General features: G+C 66.0%; 12 protein-coding genes. 7 read left to right on the forward strand and 5 right to left on the reverse strand.

Annotated elements, in window-relative coordinates:
* Positions 1-10 precede the first annotated feature (10 nt).
* On the forward strand, positions 11-967 hold the full coding sequence (gene panS, locus HN018_RS11810) for a ketopantoate/pantoate/pantothenate transporter PanS (protein ID WP_275433951.1): 957 nt from the start codon (positions 11-13) through the stop codon (positions 965-967).
* A gap of 4 nt (positions 968-971) precedes the next feature.
* Complete coding sequence (locus HN018_RS11815) at positions 972-1,925, forward strand: histone deacetylase family protein (protein ID WP_171835578.1); 954 nt, start codon at positions 972-974, stop codon at positions 1,923-1,925.
* Positions 1,926-2,182: 257 nt separating this feature from the next.
* Here HN018_RS11815 and HN018_RS29225 read toward each other — a convergent pair whose 3' ends face one another.
* Together HN018_RS29225 and HN018_RS11825 are read right to left on the reverse strand one after the other, a co-directional pair.
* Complete coding sequence (locus HN018_RS29225; RefSeq protein WP_171835382.1) at positions 2,183-3,397, reverse strand: sensor histidine kinase; 1,215 nt, start codon at positions 3,395-3,397, stop codon at positions 2,183-2,185.
* A gap of 18 nt (positions 3,398-3,415) precedes the next feature.
* Positions 3,416-4,726 carry a sigma-54-dependent transcriptional regulator gene (locus tag HN018_RS11825; protein WP_171835579.1) on the reverse strand — a complete coding sequence of 437 codons (1,311 nt, stop codon included), beginning with the start codon at positions 4,724-4,726 and terminating at the stop codon, positions 3,416-3,418.
* A gap of 183 nt (positions 4,727-4,909) precedes the next feature.
* Between HN018_RS11825 and HN018_RS11830 the strand changes: the two genes are divergently transcribed.
* Genes HN018_RS11830 through HN018_RS11850 form a run of 5 tightly spaced genes read left to right on the forward strand, consistent with a single transcriptional unit; the run spans position 4,910 to position 11,108 of the window.
* Positions 4,910-6,178 carry an efflux RND transporter periplasmic adaptor subunit gene (locus tag HN018_RS11830; protein ID WP_239478620.1) on the forward strand — a complete coding sequence of 423 codons (1,269 nt, stop codon included), beginning with the start codon at positions 4,910-4,912 and terminating at the stop codon, positions 6,176-6,178.
* A gap of 10 nt (positions 6,179-6,188) precedes the next feature.
* Positions 6,189-6,869 carry an ABC transporter ATP-binding protein gene (locus tag HN018_RS11835; RefSeq protein ID WP_171835580.1) on the forward strand — a complete coding sequence of 227 codons (681 nt, stop codon included), beginning with the start codon at positions 6,189-6,191 and terminating at the stop codon, positions 6,867-6,869.
* A gap of 13 nt (positions 6,870-6,882) precedes the next feature.
* Complete coding sequence (locus HN018_RS11840; RefSeq protein WP_172443476.1) at positions 6,883-7,254, forward strand: hypothetical protein; 372 nt, start codon at positions 6,883-6,885, stop codon at positions 7,252-7,254.
* Between the two features lie 10 nt (positions 7,255-7,264).
* A complete protein-coding gene (locus tag HN018_RS11845; protein ID WP_171835582.1) occupies positions 7,265-9,721 on the forward strand; it encodes an ABC transporter permease in 2,457 nt (818 codons plus the stop codon).
* Entirely contained in the window at positions 9,714-11,108 is a 1,395-nt protein-coding gene (locus HN018_RS11850; RefSeq protein ID WP_171835583.1) for a TolC family outer membrane protein, read from the forward strand. Before HN018_RS11845 ends, HN018_RS11850 begins: the two co-directional genes overlap by 8 nt.
* Before the next feature lie 239 nt (positions 11,109-11,347).
* Here HN018_RS11850 and HN018_RS11855 read toward each other — a convergent pair whose 3' ends face one another.
* From HN018_RS11855 to HN018_RS11865, 3 genes are all read right to left on the reverse strand, one after another.
* A complete protein-coding gene (locus HN018_RS11855; protein WP_171835584.1) occupies positions 11,348-14,014 on the reverse strand; it encodes an MGH1-like glycoside hydrolase domain-containing protein in 2,667 nt (888 codons plus the stop codon).
* Positions 14,015-14,212: 198 nt separating this feature from the next.
* On the reverse strand, positions 14,213-15,016 hold the full coding sequence (locus HN018_RS11860; RefSeq protein WP_171835585.1) for a hypothetical protein: 804 nt from the start codon (positions 15,014-15,016) through the stop codon (positions 14,213-14,215).
* Positions 15,017-15,201: 185 nt separating this feature from the next.
* Complete coding sequence (locus HN018_RS11865) at positions 15,202-15,849, reverse strand: hypothetical protein (RefSeq protein WP_171835586.1); 648 nt, start codon at positions 15,847-15,849, stop codon at positions 15,202-15,204.
* Positions 15,850-15,913: the final 64 nt, after the last annotated feature.

Genomic DNA, 15,913 nt, shown 5'->3' on the forward strand with positions numbered 1-15,913 from the left:
ACGCGGCACCTTGATCGCCCGGCTGTTTCCGGTCTGGGCGCTGCTCGTCTCGATCGTCGCATTCATGGCCCCGGCGCGGTTCCACCTGCTCGGGCCGTTCGTCACGCCGCTGCTGGCGCTGATCATGTTCGCGATGGGGGTGACGCTGCGGATCGGCGACTTCCGCCGCATTGCCCAGCGTCCGGCGCCGGTCCTGGCCGGGCTCGGGCTGCACTACCTGATCATGCCGCTCGCAGCCTGGGCCATCGCGCACCTGCTGAACATGCCGCCGGAGATTGCCGCGGGCATGATCCTGGTCGGGAGCGTGGCGAGCGGGACGGCCTCGACGCTGATGGTGTATCTGTCCAGGGGCGACGTGGCGCTGTCGGTCAGTATCAGCGCGCTGTCCACCTGTGTCGGCGTGGTCGCGACACCGCTGCTGACGCGGCTGTACGTGTCCGCGGATATCGTGGTGCATGGCTGGAGCATGCTGGTCAGCATCCTCGAAGTGGTGGCAATCCCGGTGCTGCTCGGTCTGCTGCTCAACCATGTCGCACACAGGCTGGTGCGCGCGCTGGAACCGGCATTGCCGCTGGTCTCGATCGTGGCGATCCTGCTGATCATCGGGACGGTGGTGGCCGGGGCGCAGGCCAGCATCGTCACCGTCGGGCCGTTGGTGATGGTCGGGGTGGTGCTCCATAACGGCATCGGCCTGCTCGGCGGCTACTGGGGCGGACGGCTGCTCAGGTTCGACGAGACGACGTGCCGGACCCTGGCGCTGGAAGTCGGCATGCAGAATTCCGGTTTGGCGGCGGCGCTGAGCCGGCTCTACATTTCGCCGGCGGCCGCCCTGCCCGCCGCGTTGTTCTCGGTGTGGCACAATCTGTCCGGCTCGTTGCTGGCGGGGTTCTGGGCCGGACGGCCGACGGGACCGGGTTCCGCACCGGGCGCGGGCCGGGACGACCTCAACGATCGAGCTGCAGGCTGACACCATGAGTATCGCGCTGTTCACCCACACCGCCTGCCTGGAACATGACCAGGGACCCGGGCATCCGGAGAGCCCGGACCGGCTGCGGGTGGTGCTGAAGGCCCTCGCCGGTCCGGATTTCGCGGGACTTCAACGCGAGGCGGCACCGCTCGCGACCGAGGCGCAACTCCGGCTGGCACATCCCGCCGACTACGTGACCGAGATCCTGGCGATCCGGCCGAAGCCGGGAGAGAGCGTGCGGCTGGACGCGGACACGGTCATGAGCGCCGGCAGTGCCGAGGCGGCAAGCCGGGCGGCTGGCGGTGCCTGCGCTGCGGTGGATGCAGTGATGGCGGGACAGGTCGCGGCTGCATTCGTCGCGGTACGGCCGCCCGGGCATCATGCGGAACCGTCGCAGGCGATGGGGTTCTGCCTGTTCGGCAGCGTGGCGATTGCGGCCTTGCATGCGCGCGAGCGCTGGGGGCTACGCCGGATTGCGGTGGTGGATTTCGACGTGCATCACGGCAACGGCTCGCAGGAGATCCTGCAGAACGACCCGGAGATATTTTTTGCCAGCAGCCACCAGTCGCCCTGCTATCCCGGGACCGGGGCGGCTTCCGAAAGCGGGATCGCCCATAACGTGGTCAACGTGCCGCTGGCGCCCGGCAGCGGTTCGGACCGGTTCCGGCAGGCATGGAGCGACACGATCCTGCCGTCGCTCGACCGGTTTGCGCCGGAGTTGATCCTGGTGTCGGCCGGCTTCGATGCGCATCGCGCCGATCCGCTGGCGCAACTGGAACTGGAAACCGACGATTTCCGCTGGGTGACGGAAGCGCTGGTCGCGATCGCAGACCGGCGCTGCGGCGGACGGATCGTTTCGGTGCTCGAAGGCGGCTACGACCTCGATGCCCTGGCCTGCTCGGCGGCGGCTCATGTGCGGGCACTGCTGCGCCACCCGGCGAGCTCCGACGCAGTCTGAGGTCTCCTTGTGCCGGGTGGCCGGCAGGGTCGAATATCAGTTCTGCCTGCCGGCCTCGAGGAGCGGAAGCACGGAGAGCTGACACGCCGAACTCCGGAACCGTTGCATCGTCCAGCGATCCGAGCATCGGAGAGATCGTTACACAGACGGCTGGATCGAAATCTCCTGGACGCGGGCCGAAAAGCCGTCGACGGGAAATTGCGGCTTCGGGATCGGCGATATCGGCATTTCTGCCCGGAACCCTGTCCATGATGGTGTCAGATACGCAGCAGGAACGATGCGCTGCTGCCGGCGGGACTTTCCAGGACGAGACTGCCGCCGTGGCTCTGTGCGATCTGGCGCGCCAGGCTGAGGCCGATGCCGGTACCATCCGGACGCAGGGTGAAGAAGGGGCGGAAGATCAAGTCCTCCTGGCCGGCGGCGATGCCGGCGCCGGTGTCATGCACGCGGAACACCACGCCGGACGGGTCCGGGACCGTGGCCAGGCCGACTCCGGGCGCGTGTCCGCGACGTGCCAACGCGGCCTCCGCGCCGTTGGCCAGGAGGTTGATCAGCGCCTGCACGACGAGGTCGGCATCGAGGCGGGCCATGATGTCGGGCTCGGGCAGTTGCAGGACCAGCGAGACGCCGCGATCCCGCCAGCTGGTGTGGAACAGGGCGGCGGTGTCGCGGAGCACGGCTGCGACCGAGGTGGGCCGGAGCACCGGCGCCGGCAGCCGCGCCAGGATGCGGTAGCCTTGCACGAAGCGGTCGAGACCGCTGGCCCGGCGCATGATGATGCCCAGTGCATCGGTGGCCTGGGCTGCATCCGCCGGGGTGCCCGTCGCCAGCAGCGCCTGCGCGCTCTCGGCCAGCGAGGTGATCGGGGTCAGCGAGTTCATGATCTCGTGGCTCAGCACCTGCAGCAGCTGGCGCAGGGCGGTGGCCTCGGCGGCCTGGATATCGGCCTCGATGTCGGTCAGCACGGCGAGCAGGGTCATGCCGTCGGCGCCCAGGCTGCGTGCGACAGACAGGGAATAGCTTCGCTGCTCGGAAGAACCGGGAAGCTTGCCGGGATCGCGGCGGGGCCGCAGCTTCAACACGGTGCGCTCGCCCGGCCTGACCTGAGCAAGCGCCTGATGGAGTTCCGGCGCGTCGAGGATGCGGTCGTCGGTGGCGAACAGGCGCCTGGCGGCGCGGTTGGCGGCGCGCATGGTACCGTCGGAGGCCAGGGTCATGATCGGCGCCGGCATCTGGTCCAGCATGCCCTGCAGGCGGCGGCGATCGGTATCCGCGGCAGCCACCGCCAAAGATGATGGCTGGGCCGGATGCGGGACATGTGCCTCAAGGCGCCGCTGTCGCCATTGCAGGCCGCAGCCGAGCCAGAGTGCCGCCAATGCGGCGACGGTCGCGTTGGCGTAGAAGCCGGCCTGCCAGGCGAGACACGACAGGATGCCGCAGGCGAACACCAGCAGCGCTGCGAGGCCGGTCATGGCGCCGGCCTGTCGTTGCTAGAGCCCATGCCGGGCCATGCGGCGGTAGAGGGCGGCCCGGCTGAGGCCGAGCTCGGAAGCTGCATGGCTGACGTTGAAGCCGTGCCGCCTGAGGGCCGCCTCGACGATCGCCTTCTCGGACCGGGTGAGGTTGAGATCGCCATCCCCGGGCCGCGCAGCGGCGACGCCGTCCGGCAGGGGCGCCTGGATCGGGATATCTACGGGGTGCAGGACGGTCCCGCGTGCCAGCACCACGGCGCGTTCCATCGCCTGAGCCAGGGCGCGGATGTTCCCGGGCCACGATGCCTGCGCGATGATGTCCAGCGCGTCGGCAGATAACGTCAGCGCCGGACGCTGGTAGCGCCGCGTGAACAGATGCAGGAAGTGCACCGCGAGCAGGCGCACATCGTCGCCTCGCTCATGCAGCGGCGGCAGCGACAGCTCGACGATGTTCAGCCGGTAGAGCAGGTCGGACTGCAGCATCCCGGCCTGCAGTGCGTCGCGCTTCTGCCGGCTCGCGGTGACCAGGCGCAGGTGCGGCCGTTCCTTCAGGAAGGCGAGCAGCCGGGCCTGGAGGGGCTGGGGCAGGTCGCCGACCTCGTCCAGGAACAGGGTGCCGTCGGGGGTCACCGCCGCCAGTGCCGTGGTCCAGGCGCCCTCGCCTTCGCTCCACAGCGCCATCGGGTCGAGCGTCGCCAACGGCCGGCCGGCGCGTGGCGACAGGCGGTGGATGCTGTGCGCCAGCAGGCTCTTTCCGGTCCCGGCCTCACCAAGCAGCAGGATCGGCGCGTCGGTGGTGGCGGCGCGGCGCATGGGCTCGAGGATGCGGCGCATTGCGGGGCTGTCGCCGATGATCGGGCTGTCCGGCTCCGCTGCGTGGCCGGCGGGTTGCGGCGCGACTGGGTCGGCGTTGCGACGCTGCCGTCGGACCGCGACGGCGGCGGTCAGGGTGGCGACCAGGCGATCGTTGTTCCACGGCTTCATCACGAAATCGGTCGCACCGGCGCGCATCGCCGCCACCGCGATGTTGATGCCGCTGTGCCCGGTGACGATGACGACAACCATGTCCGGATCATGCGCGACCATGGCTTCGAGGCAGGCGAAACCCTCGGCGCCGGAGACTGAGCCGGGGCGGAAATTGAGGTCGAGCAGCACGACGTCGACCGGCTCGGCGGACAGCACGCTCCACGCCTCGGCGGGATCGCGCGCCGACAGCAGCGAGAAGCCGCGCCGGGGCAGCAGCAAGGCAGCCGCCTTCTGGACGTCGGCATCGTCGTCGATGAACAGGATGCTCGGGGTAAGATCGGGACTTGACGGGTTGTTGGGCATGTTCGGAAACGGACACTCCGTTCAGTGGCGGACAAACACGGTGTCCATCTATTTGAAAGGTGTTTAGTTACAAAGGTTTAGACGGGGCGGTCGCAGGCTTTACACTCGCTCAGTTGAAACGAGTTGGCCATGCCTGATCCACGATCCCCCACGGACGCCGATTTGAACGCCGGACGGCCGCCCGTGCCTGGCGTCCTGATGGACCGGCGCATCGCGACGTCACGCTGGCGGAAGCTGCGCCGGTGGTTGCCGTTCGGCGTCGCCGGACTAGGCATCTGCGTCGCGGCGGCGGCCTTCGAACTGGTTCCGGCATCGGGGTCGCTGTCGGTATCGGCCGAGGAGATCACCAGTGCATCCGCGGAGGATGCGCCGTTCCAGGATTATCTTCCGGTGCGGGCGACGGTGGCCCCGTTGCGTACGGTGTTCGTCGGCGCGGTCGAAGGCGGAACGGTCGCGCGGGTCTCGGTGCTGGATGGTGCATCGGTCAAGGCCGGGGACATGCTGGCGACCTTGTCCAATCCGCAGTTGCGGCTCGACGTGACCTCCCGGGGTGCGGCGATCGCCGGGCAGCTTGGCCAGGTCAGCGCCCAGCGCCTGTCGCTGCAGCAGAACCTGACCGCGCAGGACAATGCGATTGCCGAGGCGAACTATAATCTGCTGAAGGCCGAACGAGACCTGGATATCCGCCGGCACCTGCATGAGCAGGGGTTCGAGTCCGATGCCAGCGTCAAGAGCTTCGAGGACGAGACACGGTATTACACGGTCAGGGTATCGACGTTGCGGCAGGCCCGTCTGCGTGACAAGGCGGTGTCCGAACGCCAGGCCGCCGAGATCGACCAGACCACGACGCGCCTGAAAAGCAATCTCGACGAGGTCGAAAGCAGCCTCGATGCGCTTGTCCTGCGCGCGCCGGTCGATGGGCGTCTGACCGACTTCCTGCTGCAGCCGGGGCAGAGCCTGAAGCAGGGCGACCAGATCGGCCAGATCGATAGCGAGGGGGCCTATCGCCTCGATGCCGATATCGACGAATTCTATCTCGGGCGGGTTGCCGAAGGCGAGCATGCAAGTGCCGATTTCGGAGGCACGGACGTGACGCTGACGGTATCCCGCGTGAAACCTCAGGTCAGTAACGGACAGTTTCGATCCGAGCTTGTTTTTGTGGGACAGCCGCCGGTGGGTCTGCGTCGCGGCGAGAGCGTCGAGATCCGGATCACGCTCGGCCAGACTCATCCTGCCCTGGTGCTGCCGGCAGGACCCTGGCTGGAGGGCAGCGGCGGCAGCTTCGTGTTTGTCCTCGATGCCAGCGGCCACCATGCGGTGCGGCGCGCCATCGTGTCCGGCCGGCGCAATCCGGAACAGGTCGAGATCATATCCGGCCTGTCGGCAGGCGAGCGGGTGGTCACCTCTTCCTATGGACGCTTCCAGAACTTTTCCCACCTGCTCGTCAATTGAAGGACCGGTCATGATCACGCTATCCAACATCCATCGCTTCTACCGGTCCGACGAGATCGAGACGACGGCCCTGAAATCGATCGACCTGGTGATCGAGAAAGGCGAGTTCGTGGCGATCATGGGGCCGAGCGGGTGCGGCAAATCGACGTTGCTGAATATTCTCGGCACGATCGACCGGCCCAGCAGCGGGCTGTATCGGTTCGAGCAGGCCGAGGTGACAGAACTGCCGGAAGCGGCACTGGCGGCATTCCGGCGCGACAATCTCGGGTACGTGTTCCAGAGCTTCAACCTGATCGACGAGCTCACCATCGAGGAGAACGTCGAGCTCGGCCTGATCTACCGAAAGGTGCCGGCGCGCGATCGCCGGGCGAGGGTCGCAGCGGCCATGGACCGGGTCAGTATCGCGCATCGGGCCCGCCATTATCCACACCAGCTATCCGGCGGGCAGCAGCAACGCGCGGCGATCGCCCGGGCGATCGTCGGTGACCCGGCGCTGATCCTTGCCGACGAGCCCACAGGTAATCTCGACAGTGAGAATGGCGCGCAGGTGATGGAAATCCTGGCTGCACTGAATGCGGATGGCGCCACCATCGTCATGGTGACGCATTCGCCGAGCCACGCCGATCTCGCCCGGCGGCGCATCGAGATGCTCGACGGACGCGTGGTGATTTCCGTGCAGAACGCGATCTGAAAAGGGACGCCCCATGTTGCTTCCCGCTTTTCTGAAGCTCTCTCGCACGATGGTGCGCCGCCGGCCGTATATGGCGCTCGACATGCTCGGCCTCGGCCTGGGGATCGCGGCTTTGGTCGTCTTGATCCTTGCAGCGCCTCGACCGGACGGGACCGACCGATGGGTTCCGGATGCTGCAGACGTGGTTCGGGTCGACGATCTTGATCGGCGTCCTGGCCAGGCACAGCAGGCAAACCTCGCTGCGCTCTTCATGGCGGCGGTCCCTCACCGCGCCGACTACGCTCGAGAGGAGGCCGGCATGCGCGTCGCGGCCAGGGGCCGTGCCGGCTTCCGCATCGAGATCATGAACAGGTGCACGGTCGTCTTCCTGCACCACGTAGCCTGAGAACCGCGCGATGTTGTTCCATACCATTCTGACGTTCTACCGCTCGCTGGCGCGCCACCGGTTGTATGCTGCGCTGAACGTGTTCGGCCTTGCCTTCGGCATTGCGGTGTTCCTCGTGCTGACCCTGGTGGTCCACTACGAGAACGGCTTCGATCGGTGGATCCCGAATGCGGCGAATATCTACCGGCTCGATACCGTTCGCTTCGCACCAGGCCAGGCGCGGCAGGAAAGCGACAGCGTGACTTTCGTGGCACTCGACCCGTTGCGCGCCGATTATCCGCAGATCGAGGCGGGAACCCGCATGATGGATAGTCCGGAGCCGGTCTCCGCCGGTCGCACCATCGACAGCGAAACGGTTACCTACGTCGACCCGAATTTCTTGGATGTGATCGGGTTTCCGCTGTTGAGCGGCGAACGCCATCAGGTGCTGTCGGCGCCGACATCTATCGTGATCACCGAGAGCATCGCGCTGAAGTATTTCGGCACGACCCAGGCTCTCGGCAGGAGCCTGGATGTTAATCACGACGGAACCAAGCGCAGCTACACTGTATCCGGTGTGCTCAAGGATCTGCCGCACGACACGACGTTCGTCCTTCACCTGCTTGTGCCGCTGACACCAGCGCTCGAAGAAGGCCGGACCGCGTTCCAGCGATGGGGCAGCAGTTCCGGCAGCATCTTCCTGCGCTTCCGCGACCAGGCGGATGCGAAAGCCGTCGCTGCGGGCCTGCGGGATTTCGTGGCGCGCCGGGCCGCCGGTGCGGGCGAGGACAAGGAAGGCACGCATCCGGAGGAGCACGTGGCCTTGTCGCTGGTGAACCTTCCGGACGCGCATTTTCATGATGTCGTGGTCAACGGGATCGTACCCGGCGTCGATCGGCGTATCGTGCTGAGCCTGGGACTGGTCGGCGTGCTGGCGCTGGTCATGGCGGCGATCAACTACATCAACCTGGCAACCGCACGCTCGGGTTTGCGGGCTCGCGAGGTGGCGCTTCGCAAGGTGATGGGGGCCACACGCCGGATGCTGATGGTGCAGTTTCTCGGCGAAGCCGTGGCGCTTGTGAGCCTGGCGGCGCTGGTCGGGCTGGCGCTGGCAGAGGCCGCGATCCCGCTCCTGAACTCGCTCGGCGGCTGGGCGGTGGCCATCGACTACCGCCGTATCGTGCCGCTTCTGCTGCTACTGGTCGTGATCGTTGGTCTCGGTGCCGGGATCTACCCGTCGACGCTGCTCGCGGCCTATCGCCCGGCTGCCGTGCTGGCGTCGGCACGGACGCCGACCGGGGGCCGCGCCGGCATCCGCCTGCGCAACCTGCTGGTGCTGGTGCAGTTCGTCAGTGCCATCGCATTCGCGATCTGCACCCTGGTGATCGACGCGCAGGCATCTTTCCTGCGCAGCGCCGACCGCGGCTTCGACCGGCAGGGGCTGATCATCGTCGAGGGGACGCAGTCTTCCGAACTTCTCGCCCGGCAGAACGTGATCATGGACGCCCTGCGTCGCGTCCCGGGCGTCGTTGCGGCGACGCTGTCGGATCGTGAGCCAGACAGCAGCAGCACGAGTGTGACGGGGGTCGGCAAACCGGGCCTGCTCGGGCGTGCTCCGGACCTTATCCTGGAAACGATCGGCCGGGATTACGACCGGACCTACGGCACCCGGCTCGTGGCTGGGCGGAAGTTCGACGACGCCCACCGGCTCGACGACATCGGCGGCCAGCCGATGGAAGGCCGCATCCTCAGCACGATCCTGAACGAGCGTGCGGTAGCGACCCTGGGGTTCCGCGATGCCGGAGATGCGTTGGGCAAGAGCATCGGGTGGAACGGCCGTCGGGGGAAAATCACCCTGCAGGTCATCGGCGTCAGGGGTGATGTGCGCTTCATGTCTCCACGCGAGCCCGTCGCACCGCAATTCTATCTCTACGACACGCACGCGATCGACAGCGCGCAGGCAGCGATCCGCTTTTCCGGTGTTCCGCGCGCGGAGATGATGCGGCGGCTGCAGGCGGCCTGGCGCAGCGTGGTGCCGGATACGCCGTTCGTCGCCAAGACAGCCGACGACAGGCTCGGGGATTTCTACCGGCCGGACCAGCAGCGGGCGCGGCTGTTCTCGGCGGGTGCCGTGCTGGCGATCGCGATCGCCTGTGTCGGGCTCTATGGGCTTGCATCGTTCAATACCGCGCGGCGGGTCAAGGAGATCGGCATACGCAAGGTGCTGGGCGCCTCGACGCGCGACGTGCTGCTGCTGCTGGTCGGGCAGTTCATCCGGCCGGTGCTGATTGCCAACCTCATCGCATGGCCGATCGCCTGGATGGCGATGCGCGCCTGGCTCGCCGGCTTCGACCAGCGGATCGCGCTGTCGCCGGGCTACTTCATCGCCGCGACGGTCGCAGCGCTGGCCATCTCGATCCTGACGGTTCTCGGACAGGCCTGGCGCGTCGCCCGGGCGGAACCGGGGCGGGCACTGCGTTATGAATAGGGCGACGTTGCTTGCCGCTGGCCTGCTGGCGGTATCGGGCGCCGGTGTGGCGAACGCGGAAACGCTGCAGGATGCGCTGTCGCTCGCCTATCGCACCAACCCAAGCCTGAGCGGCCAGCGCGCGCTGCAACGGGCTACCAACGAGAACTCCGTGCAGGCGCGGACCGGCTGGCGGCCGGTGGTCACCGCGCATGTCGATAGCGGGTATCAGCAGGGTCCATACAGCTACGACTACAGAGCGGGAACGATCCAGACCAATTCCGTCGAAGCGGCGGTGACGGTGACGCAGCCGCTCTATACCGGCGGCCGTGTCGCCAATGCAGTACGGGCCGCCGACGCACGCGTGCAGGCAGGACAGCAGGGATTGCGGCTGATCGAGGCGCAGACGTTCCAGACGGTGATTCTCGCCTACATGGATGTGCTGCGCGACCAGGACATCGTGACGGTGAGGCACGCGGATCTGGTCACGCTGGAGCGCCAGGTGACGGAGACCACGTCGCGCTTCGATCTGGGGGCGCAGGTGACCCGTACCGACGTCGCGCAGGCGGAAGCGCAGCGGCAGCAGGCAGTGGCATCGCTGGCTGCGGCCGACGCGCAACTCGACGCCAGCCGGGCGGACTATCGTGCCGCCGTCGGCGTGTCGCCGGGCGCGCTGGTGCAGCCGACCGCCCTGCCCGGCCTGCCGGCGGTACTCGACGTGGCACTGGCCCGGGCCGACGACACCAGCCCGGCCTTGCAGCAGAGCCGGCTGGCGGCGACGGCGTCGCAGGCAGATGTGGCGGCCGCGCGGTCGGCCTACATGCCGACGATCGGGGCGCAGGGCTCGTTCGGCTATATCGGGGCAGCCGCGCCTTTCCGGAGCCACGAACTGGATCGCGAGGTGACCGGGCTGGTCACGCTGACCCAGCCCCTGGTGACCGGAGGGCTGGTCGCCTCGCAGGTCAGGCAGGCAAAGGATCGCAATGAAGCGGATCGCCAGGCGGTCGATACCGCGGCCCGCCAGGCCGAGCAGACGGTGCTGACCGCGTGGAGCCAGGTGCATGCAGGCATGATCTCGATCCATGCGAACGAGGGTCAGGCGGCGGCGGCGGCGGCGGCGCTGAAGGGGTATCAGCTCGAGTACGGCTACGGACTGCGCAGCACGCTCGACGTGCTGATCGCCGACGAGAACCTGCGTGCCGCGCAGGTTTCGCTGGCGGAGAGCCGCCATGACACCATTGTTGCCGAGGCGTCCTTGTTGGCGGTCACCGGTGGGCTCGATGCGCGGGCACTGCTTCCTGGCACGACGATCCAGGACCCGCAGGTGGCGTTCAACAAGGTGAAGCATGCCGGGGCCGCGCCATGGGAGGGCGTGATAGCAACGCTGGATCGAGCGGGCGGTCGTTGAGCGTTCCGGTTGCTACGCCAAGATGCTGGACATGCGTCAATGTCGGTGGCGGGAGCCGGAACGGAGGGGTCACACCGGTCCGGTGAACGTCCACAGTCACGCCGGGAGTTACGCGCAGGCCGCCTGGAACATTCGGCGTGGAAGCACCGGCGCAACGCTGATCGGCACGCTCGCAACCCGCACTGACCTGGATCTCGACCCCGACTGCGTCAGCGCTTACGAGGAAAAGAACCCACCGCTCAGCCTCGGTGCGCAGAGACTACTCGCCAGGCACTGTCCGGACCGGCCAGGATCAGCGCGATACAACCGGTCCAGCCGGTCTGGTGCGACGCGCCAAGGCCGCGTCCCGTGTCGCCATGGAAGTACTCGTGGAACAGAATATGATCCCGGAAATGCTCGTCGGTCTGCGATACCACGTCGTCGCCAAGCATGGGCCGCCGACCGCCCTCGCCGCGCAGGAATAGGCGCGTCAGCCGGCTCGCCAGATGAGCGGCGACGTCGCGCAGCGACATGGTCACTCCCGAACCGGTCGGGCATTCGATCAGGAAGTCATCGCCGTAATAGCTGTGGAACTCGCGAAGGCTATCGATCAGCAGGATGTTGATCGGCATCCAGACCGGGCCCCGCCAGTTCGAGTTACCGCCGAACACGCGGGTGGTGCCTTCGGCCGGCTCGTAGGTGATGCCGAACTGCGTGCCTCCAAGGTCGAGTACGTAGGGATGTTCCAGATGATGGCGTGACATGGCGCGTACGCCATGCGGCGACAGGAACTCGTCCTCATCCAGCATACGCCGCAGAAGCATCTTCATGCGATGGCCACGCAGTAGCGATAACAGGTGACGCTCGCCGGTTCCAGGCTCGCTCCAGCGGGAGATAAGCTTCGCAAGCTCCGGCCGGTCGTGCAGGAAATACTGCAGGCGTTCGGCGAATTCCGGCAATGCCCTGAAGACACTACTGTTGATGACCTCGACAGCGAAGAGAGGTATCAGCCCGACGATCGACCGTACGCGGAGCGGGATTGGATCGTGATCGGAGAGATGCAGGACGTCGTAGAAGAACTGGTCCTGCTCGTCCCACAGGCCCATGCCGCCGGTCTTGGTCATCGCTTCCGCAATGAACAGGAAATGCTCGAAGAATTTGGTCGCCATGTCCTCGTAGGCAGGGTTATGGAGCGCCAACTCCAGGGCGATCCGCAATAGGTCAAGGGTGAACATCGCCATCCAGGCGGTGCCATCCGACTGGTCGATCGTCCCGCCTGTGGGTAGCGGCTTCGAGCGGTCGAAGATCGCAATATTATCAAGACCCAGGAAGCCGCCGCCGAAGATATTTCGACCTTCGGAGTCCTTGCGGTTTACCCACCAGGTGAAATTCAGCAGCAGCTTCTGAAAGCACTTTTCGAGGAACGACCAGTCCGGTACGCCGGTCATCTCGCGGTCCATCTGGAACACGCGCAACACCGCCCAGGCATGCACTGGCGGATTGACGTCGCCGAAAGCCCACTCATACTCCGGGAGTTGGCCATTCGGATGCATGTAGCGCTCGCGCATCAACAGCAGAAGCTGGTCCTTGGCGAAGGTTGGATCGATCAGTGCGAACGTCACGCAATGGAAGGCCAGGTCCCAGGCTGCGTACCAAGGATACTCCCAGGTGTCCGGCATGGATACGATGTCGGCATTGTTGAGATGGCGCCACTCGCTGGACCGACCTTGCTTGCGCTCCTCCGGCGGCGTCTGCGCCTGCGCGGGATCTCCGTCGAGCCAGCGACGCACGTCGAGCATGTAGAATTGCTTCGACCATAACATTCCGGCCAGCGCCTGCCGCTGCACGTGCCGGCTGTCGGCGTCCGGCATGCCACCCTGCACGGCGGCATAGAACGCATCGCAGTCTGCCCGGCGGGAGGCCATGATCTCGTCGAACCAGGCGAAAGCGTCCTGGTCCGCCTGTGGGCGCAGGCGCAACCTGATCGTCTCGCTGCCCCCAGCCGCCACCACGAGGCGCAAGTGAGCGGCGCATTTGGTGCCGGTCGCCTCCGGGTTTACGGCATCCTGCTTTCCGTCGACCACGAAGTCGTTGATCCCGTCTTTGACGGGACCGTGGTTTGGAACGTTGTAGATCCGCTCGAGATTGGTCTCGTTCTCGCAGAACAGCCAGTTCGCGGCCTTGTCGATCTCGCACACGCGCGTACGAAGCAGCTTCGGATGCCAGGCCTGTACCCGCCCCTCATTCAAGTGCAGGATCGGCTTCGTCTGCTCGCTGCTCCATGACCAGAAGTTGCGGGCCCAGAGGTGCGGCAGGACATGCAACGGCGCCGCCTCGGGACCCCGATTATGCACCGTCACCTGCATCAGGATGTCGTCGGCGGATGCCTTCGCGTACTCGATCTCGACATCGAAATAGCGCCGCTCGGCGAAGATCCCCGTGTCGACCAGCTCGAACTCTCGCGCCTGTGCGTCGCGTGCCTGATTTTCGGAGACCAGGCGCTCGTAGGGAAAGGCGGCTTGCGGGTATTTGTAGAGCATCTTCATGTAGGAGTGGGTCGGAGTACCGTCCAGGAAGTAATAGAGTTCCTTGACATCCTCCCCGTGATTGCCTTGCTCGTTGGTCAGCCCGAACAGCCGTTCCTTGAGGATGGGATCCTTCTCGTTCCATAAAGCGAGGGACAGGCACCAGAGCAGCTTGTCGTCGGCAAAGCCTGCCAGCCCATCCTCGCCCCACCGGTAGGCGTGGCTTCTGGCATGATCGTGCGGCAGGTGATTCCAGGCATCGCCATTGTGACTGTAGTCCTCGCGCACGGTTCCCCACTGCCGCTCGCTCAGGTAGGGACCCCACCGGCGCCAATCATAACCGCGCTCGGCCGCCAGCATGCGGCGGCCCTCCTCTGTGCCGAAGATCGGGTCGATGGGCATGGCGAACTCCAAGGCGGGGCGATCGGACTAATGTCCGGGGCAGTCTGAAGCCGGGGCTACCGTAACGGGCGCAAAGAATTGTGACAGTCTTGCGTGGGCCGATGTCCTGAGGGCCAATCCTCTCCGGAGTATGATGGCTCCTGCTTGAACTGCGCCGCTACCGAAATCGTCGCGGCCCTTGTTCTGGATCTACATGAATCACGGCCTACGGGTCCCGGTGTAGCGGGCCCGTACGGCAAGCACTGCGCTCAGGATCACTGCTGACGGAAGGCATCCGAATACCGATATCATCGAGAGCCGGTGGGAGATCGGCCCACTTCCCGACAATCCGGCTGCTCCGAAGAAGCCGAACAGGATGCAAACGGTCAGGACCGCGACAAGGAAACGTTGCGCGGCCGAATCGGGGAAAAGCCACCGCAGGGTGGAGGGAACGATACGGAGCAGAAAATATGCCAGCGCGAGTAGCGTCGGCGTTCCCAGAACAAACAGAACCGTCCAGGAAGACCAGCCGAAGCCACGTTGAACCGATCCAATATCCCCATCGAGGGTGAAGGTGCGGATGGGAACGTAATCGATGAAGTTGCCGACGCTTGCTGTACATGCCCAATAGGCGAGCATTCCCCACGTCCTGCTCCCACGGCGTTTTGCCCAAACGTAGGCAAGGCGGCTCATCGGGTAGGTGATGATGCCGTTGCCGAGCAAGGGTCCTGCCAATGCGATGAGCCCGGCATCGACGCCATGCCCGGCGGCAAAGATCGGAGCTTCATCGACGTTCTGGTCGATCCCCAGTTGCATGAGCCAAACGGTTAATGACGATGGAGGGAAATGCAGGGCAAGCGGGTCCGCTTTCCAGCCAAGCAAGAATGCCGTGAAGGAATGAGCGTATTCATGCGCGAAGAACACCAAGGCATGCGCGAGCCACAGCTGAACCAGAACAAGAAGTAAAAATTCCGGCCAACTCCATGATCTTGCGGAATGCCTGGCTGAGGTTGATTTTTCCATCTCTCAATCCTCCACGTCGAACGAATTCGTCCTGCATAGAACGTCTTGGACTGACCCCGCACCCATCTGGTTCGGCTGCAAGTCTCGGCTGTCATTTCTCTCGACATGGCGGGCGACAAGGCCGTCGGCGCAGGCGGCGGTTCGTGCAGGTCCCCGGACCGTCGGTCGTCGCGACCTCTTTCTGCCTACAGGGGTACGCTATTGCGCTGGCGCGGCTTGGAGCCGGGCTGCTTCCGCTCGGGTCGACCGGGGACGGAGACCAGGACGTCGCTGGCATCCTCGCCGAGAAGTCGAAGCTGGGTCGGCGCCGGACCGGATGGTTCGCCTGGCGCAACGTCCAGGGGGACGGGCCAGAAGCACTCGACCTGGCCGTCCTCGCCCCGCAGTGCCAGGAACACCACGCGATCGACATCGCCGCCGGCGGTGGCTTCAAGGGCCAGCCGGAATACCAGGCCCTCGGCCTGCTCCGGGCCCAGCGCCATCGTCAGTTGCTGCGCCTCCAGGATCTGCCGGCGCAGGGTGCGCGCGGTCGGCTCGTCGGCGGAACCGCGGAAGAAACGGACCGGGACATCCTCGATCATGAAAACGAAATGGTGGCTCTCGTCCAGGACGCTGAGCCAGTTGTAGGTGCCGCGGGCGGCGGCCCGCTGCAGGCGCTGCTTGCCGAAGGCGTAGGCGCGGCAGCCGATCGACCAGGCATCGTCGCCGAGAGCCGGCTCAGCCAGCCTGACCGCATCCCGACGCGCATGGGCAAGAATGAGTGCACAGGCGCGAAGCCTGTCCTCGGTCAGCGCCGGGTGGACCTCCCACGGGAGAATGCGCGCCGGGGTCACGGACCCGCGCCGTTCATGGTCCGGATGCCGGATCCCGCGGAAATTCCCCTGCGGCGATACGGCA

It is taken from the genome of Lichenicola cladoniae (assembly GCF_013201075.1).
Classification (GTDB): Bacteria; Pseudomonadota; Alphaproteobacteria; order Acetobacterales; family Acetobacteraceae; genus Lichenicola; species Lichenicola cladoniae.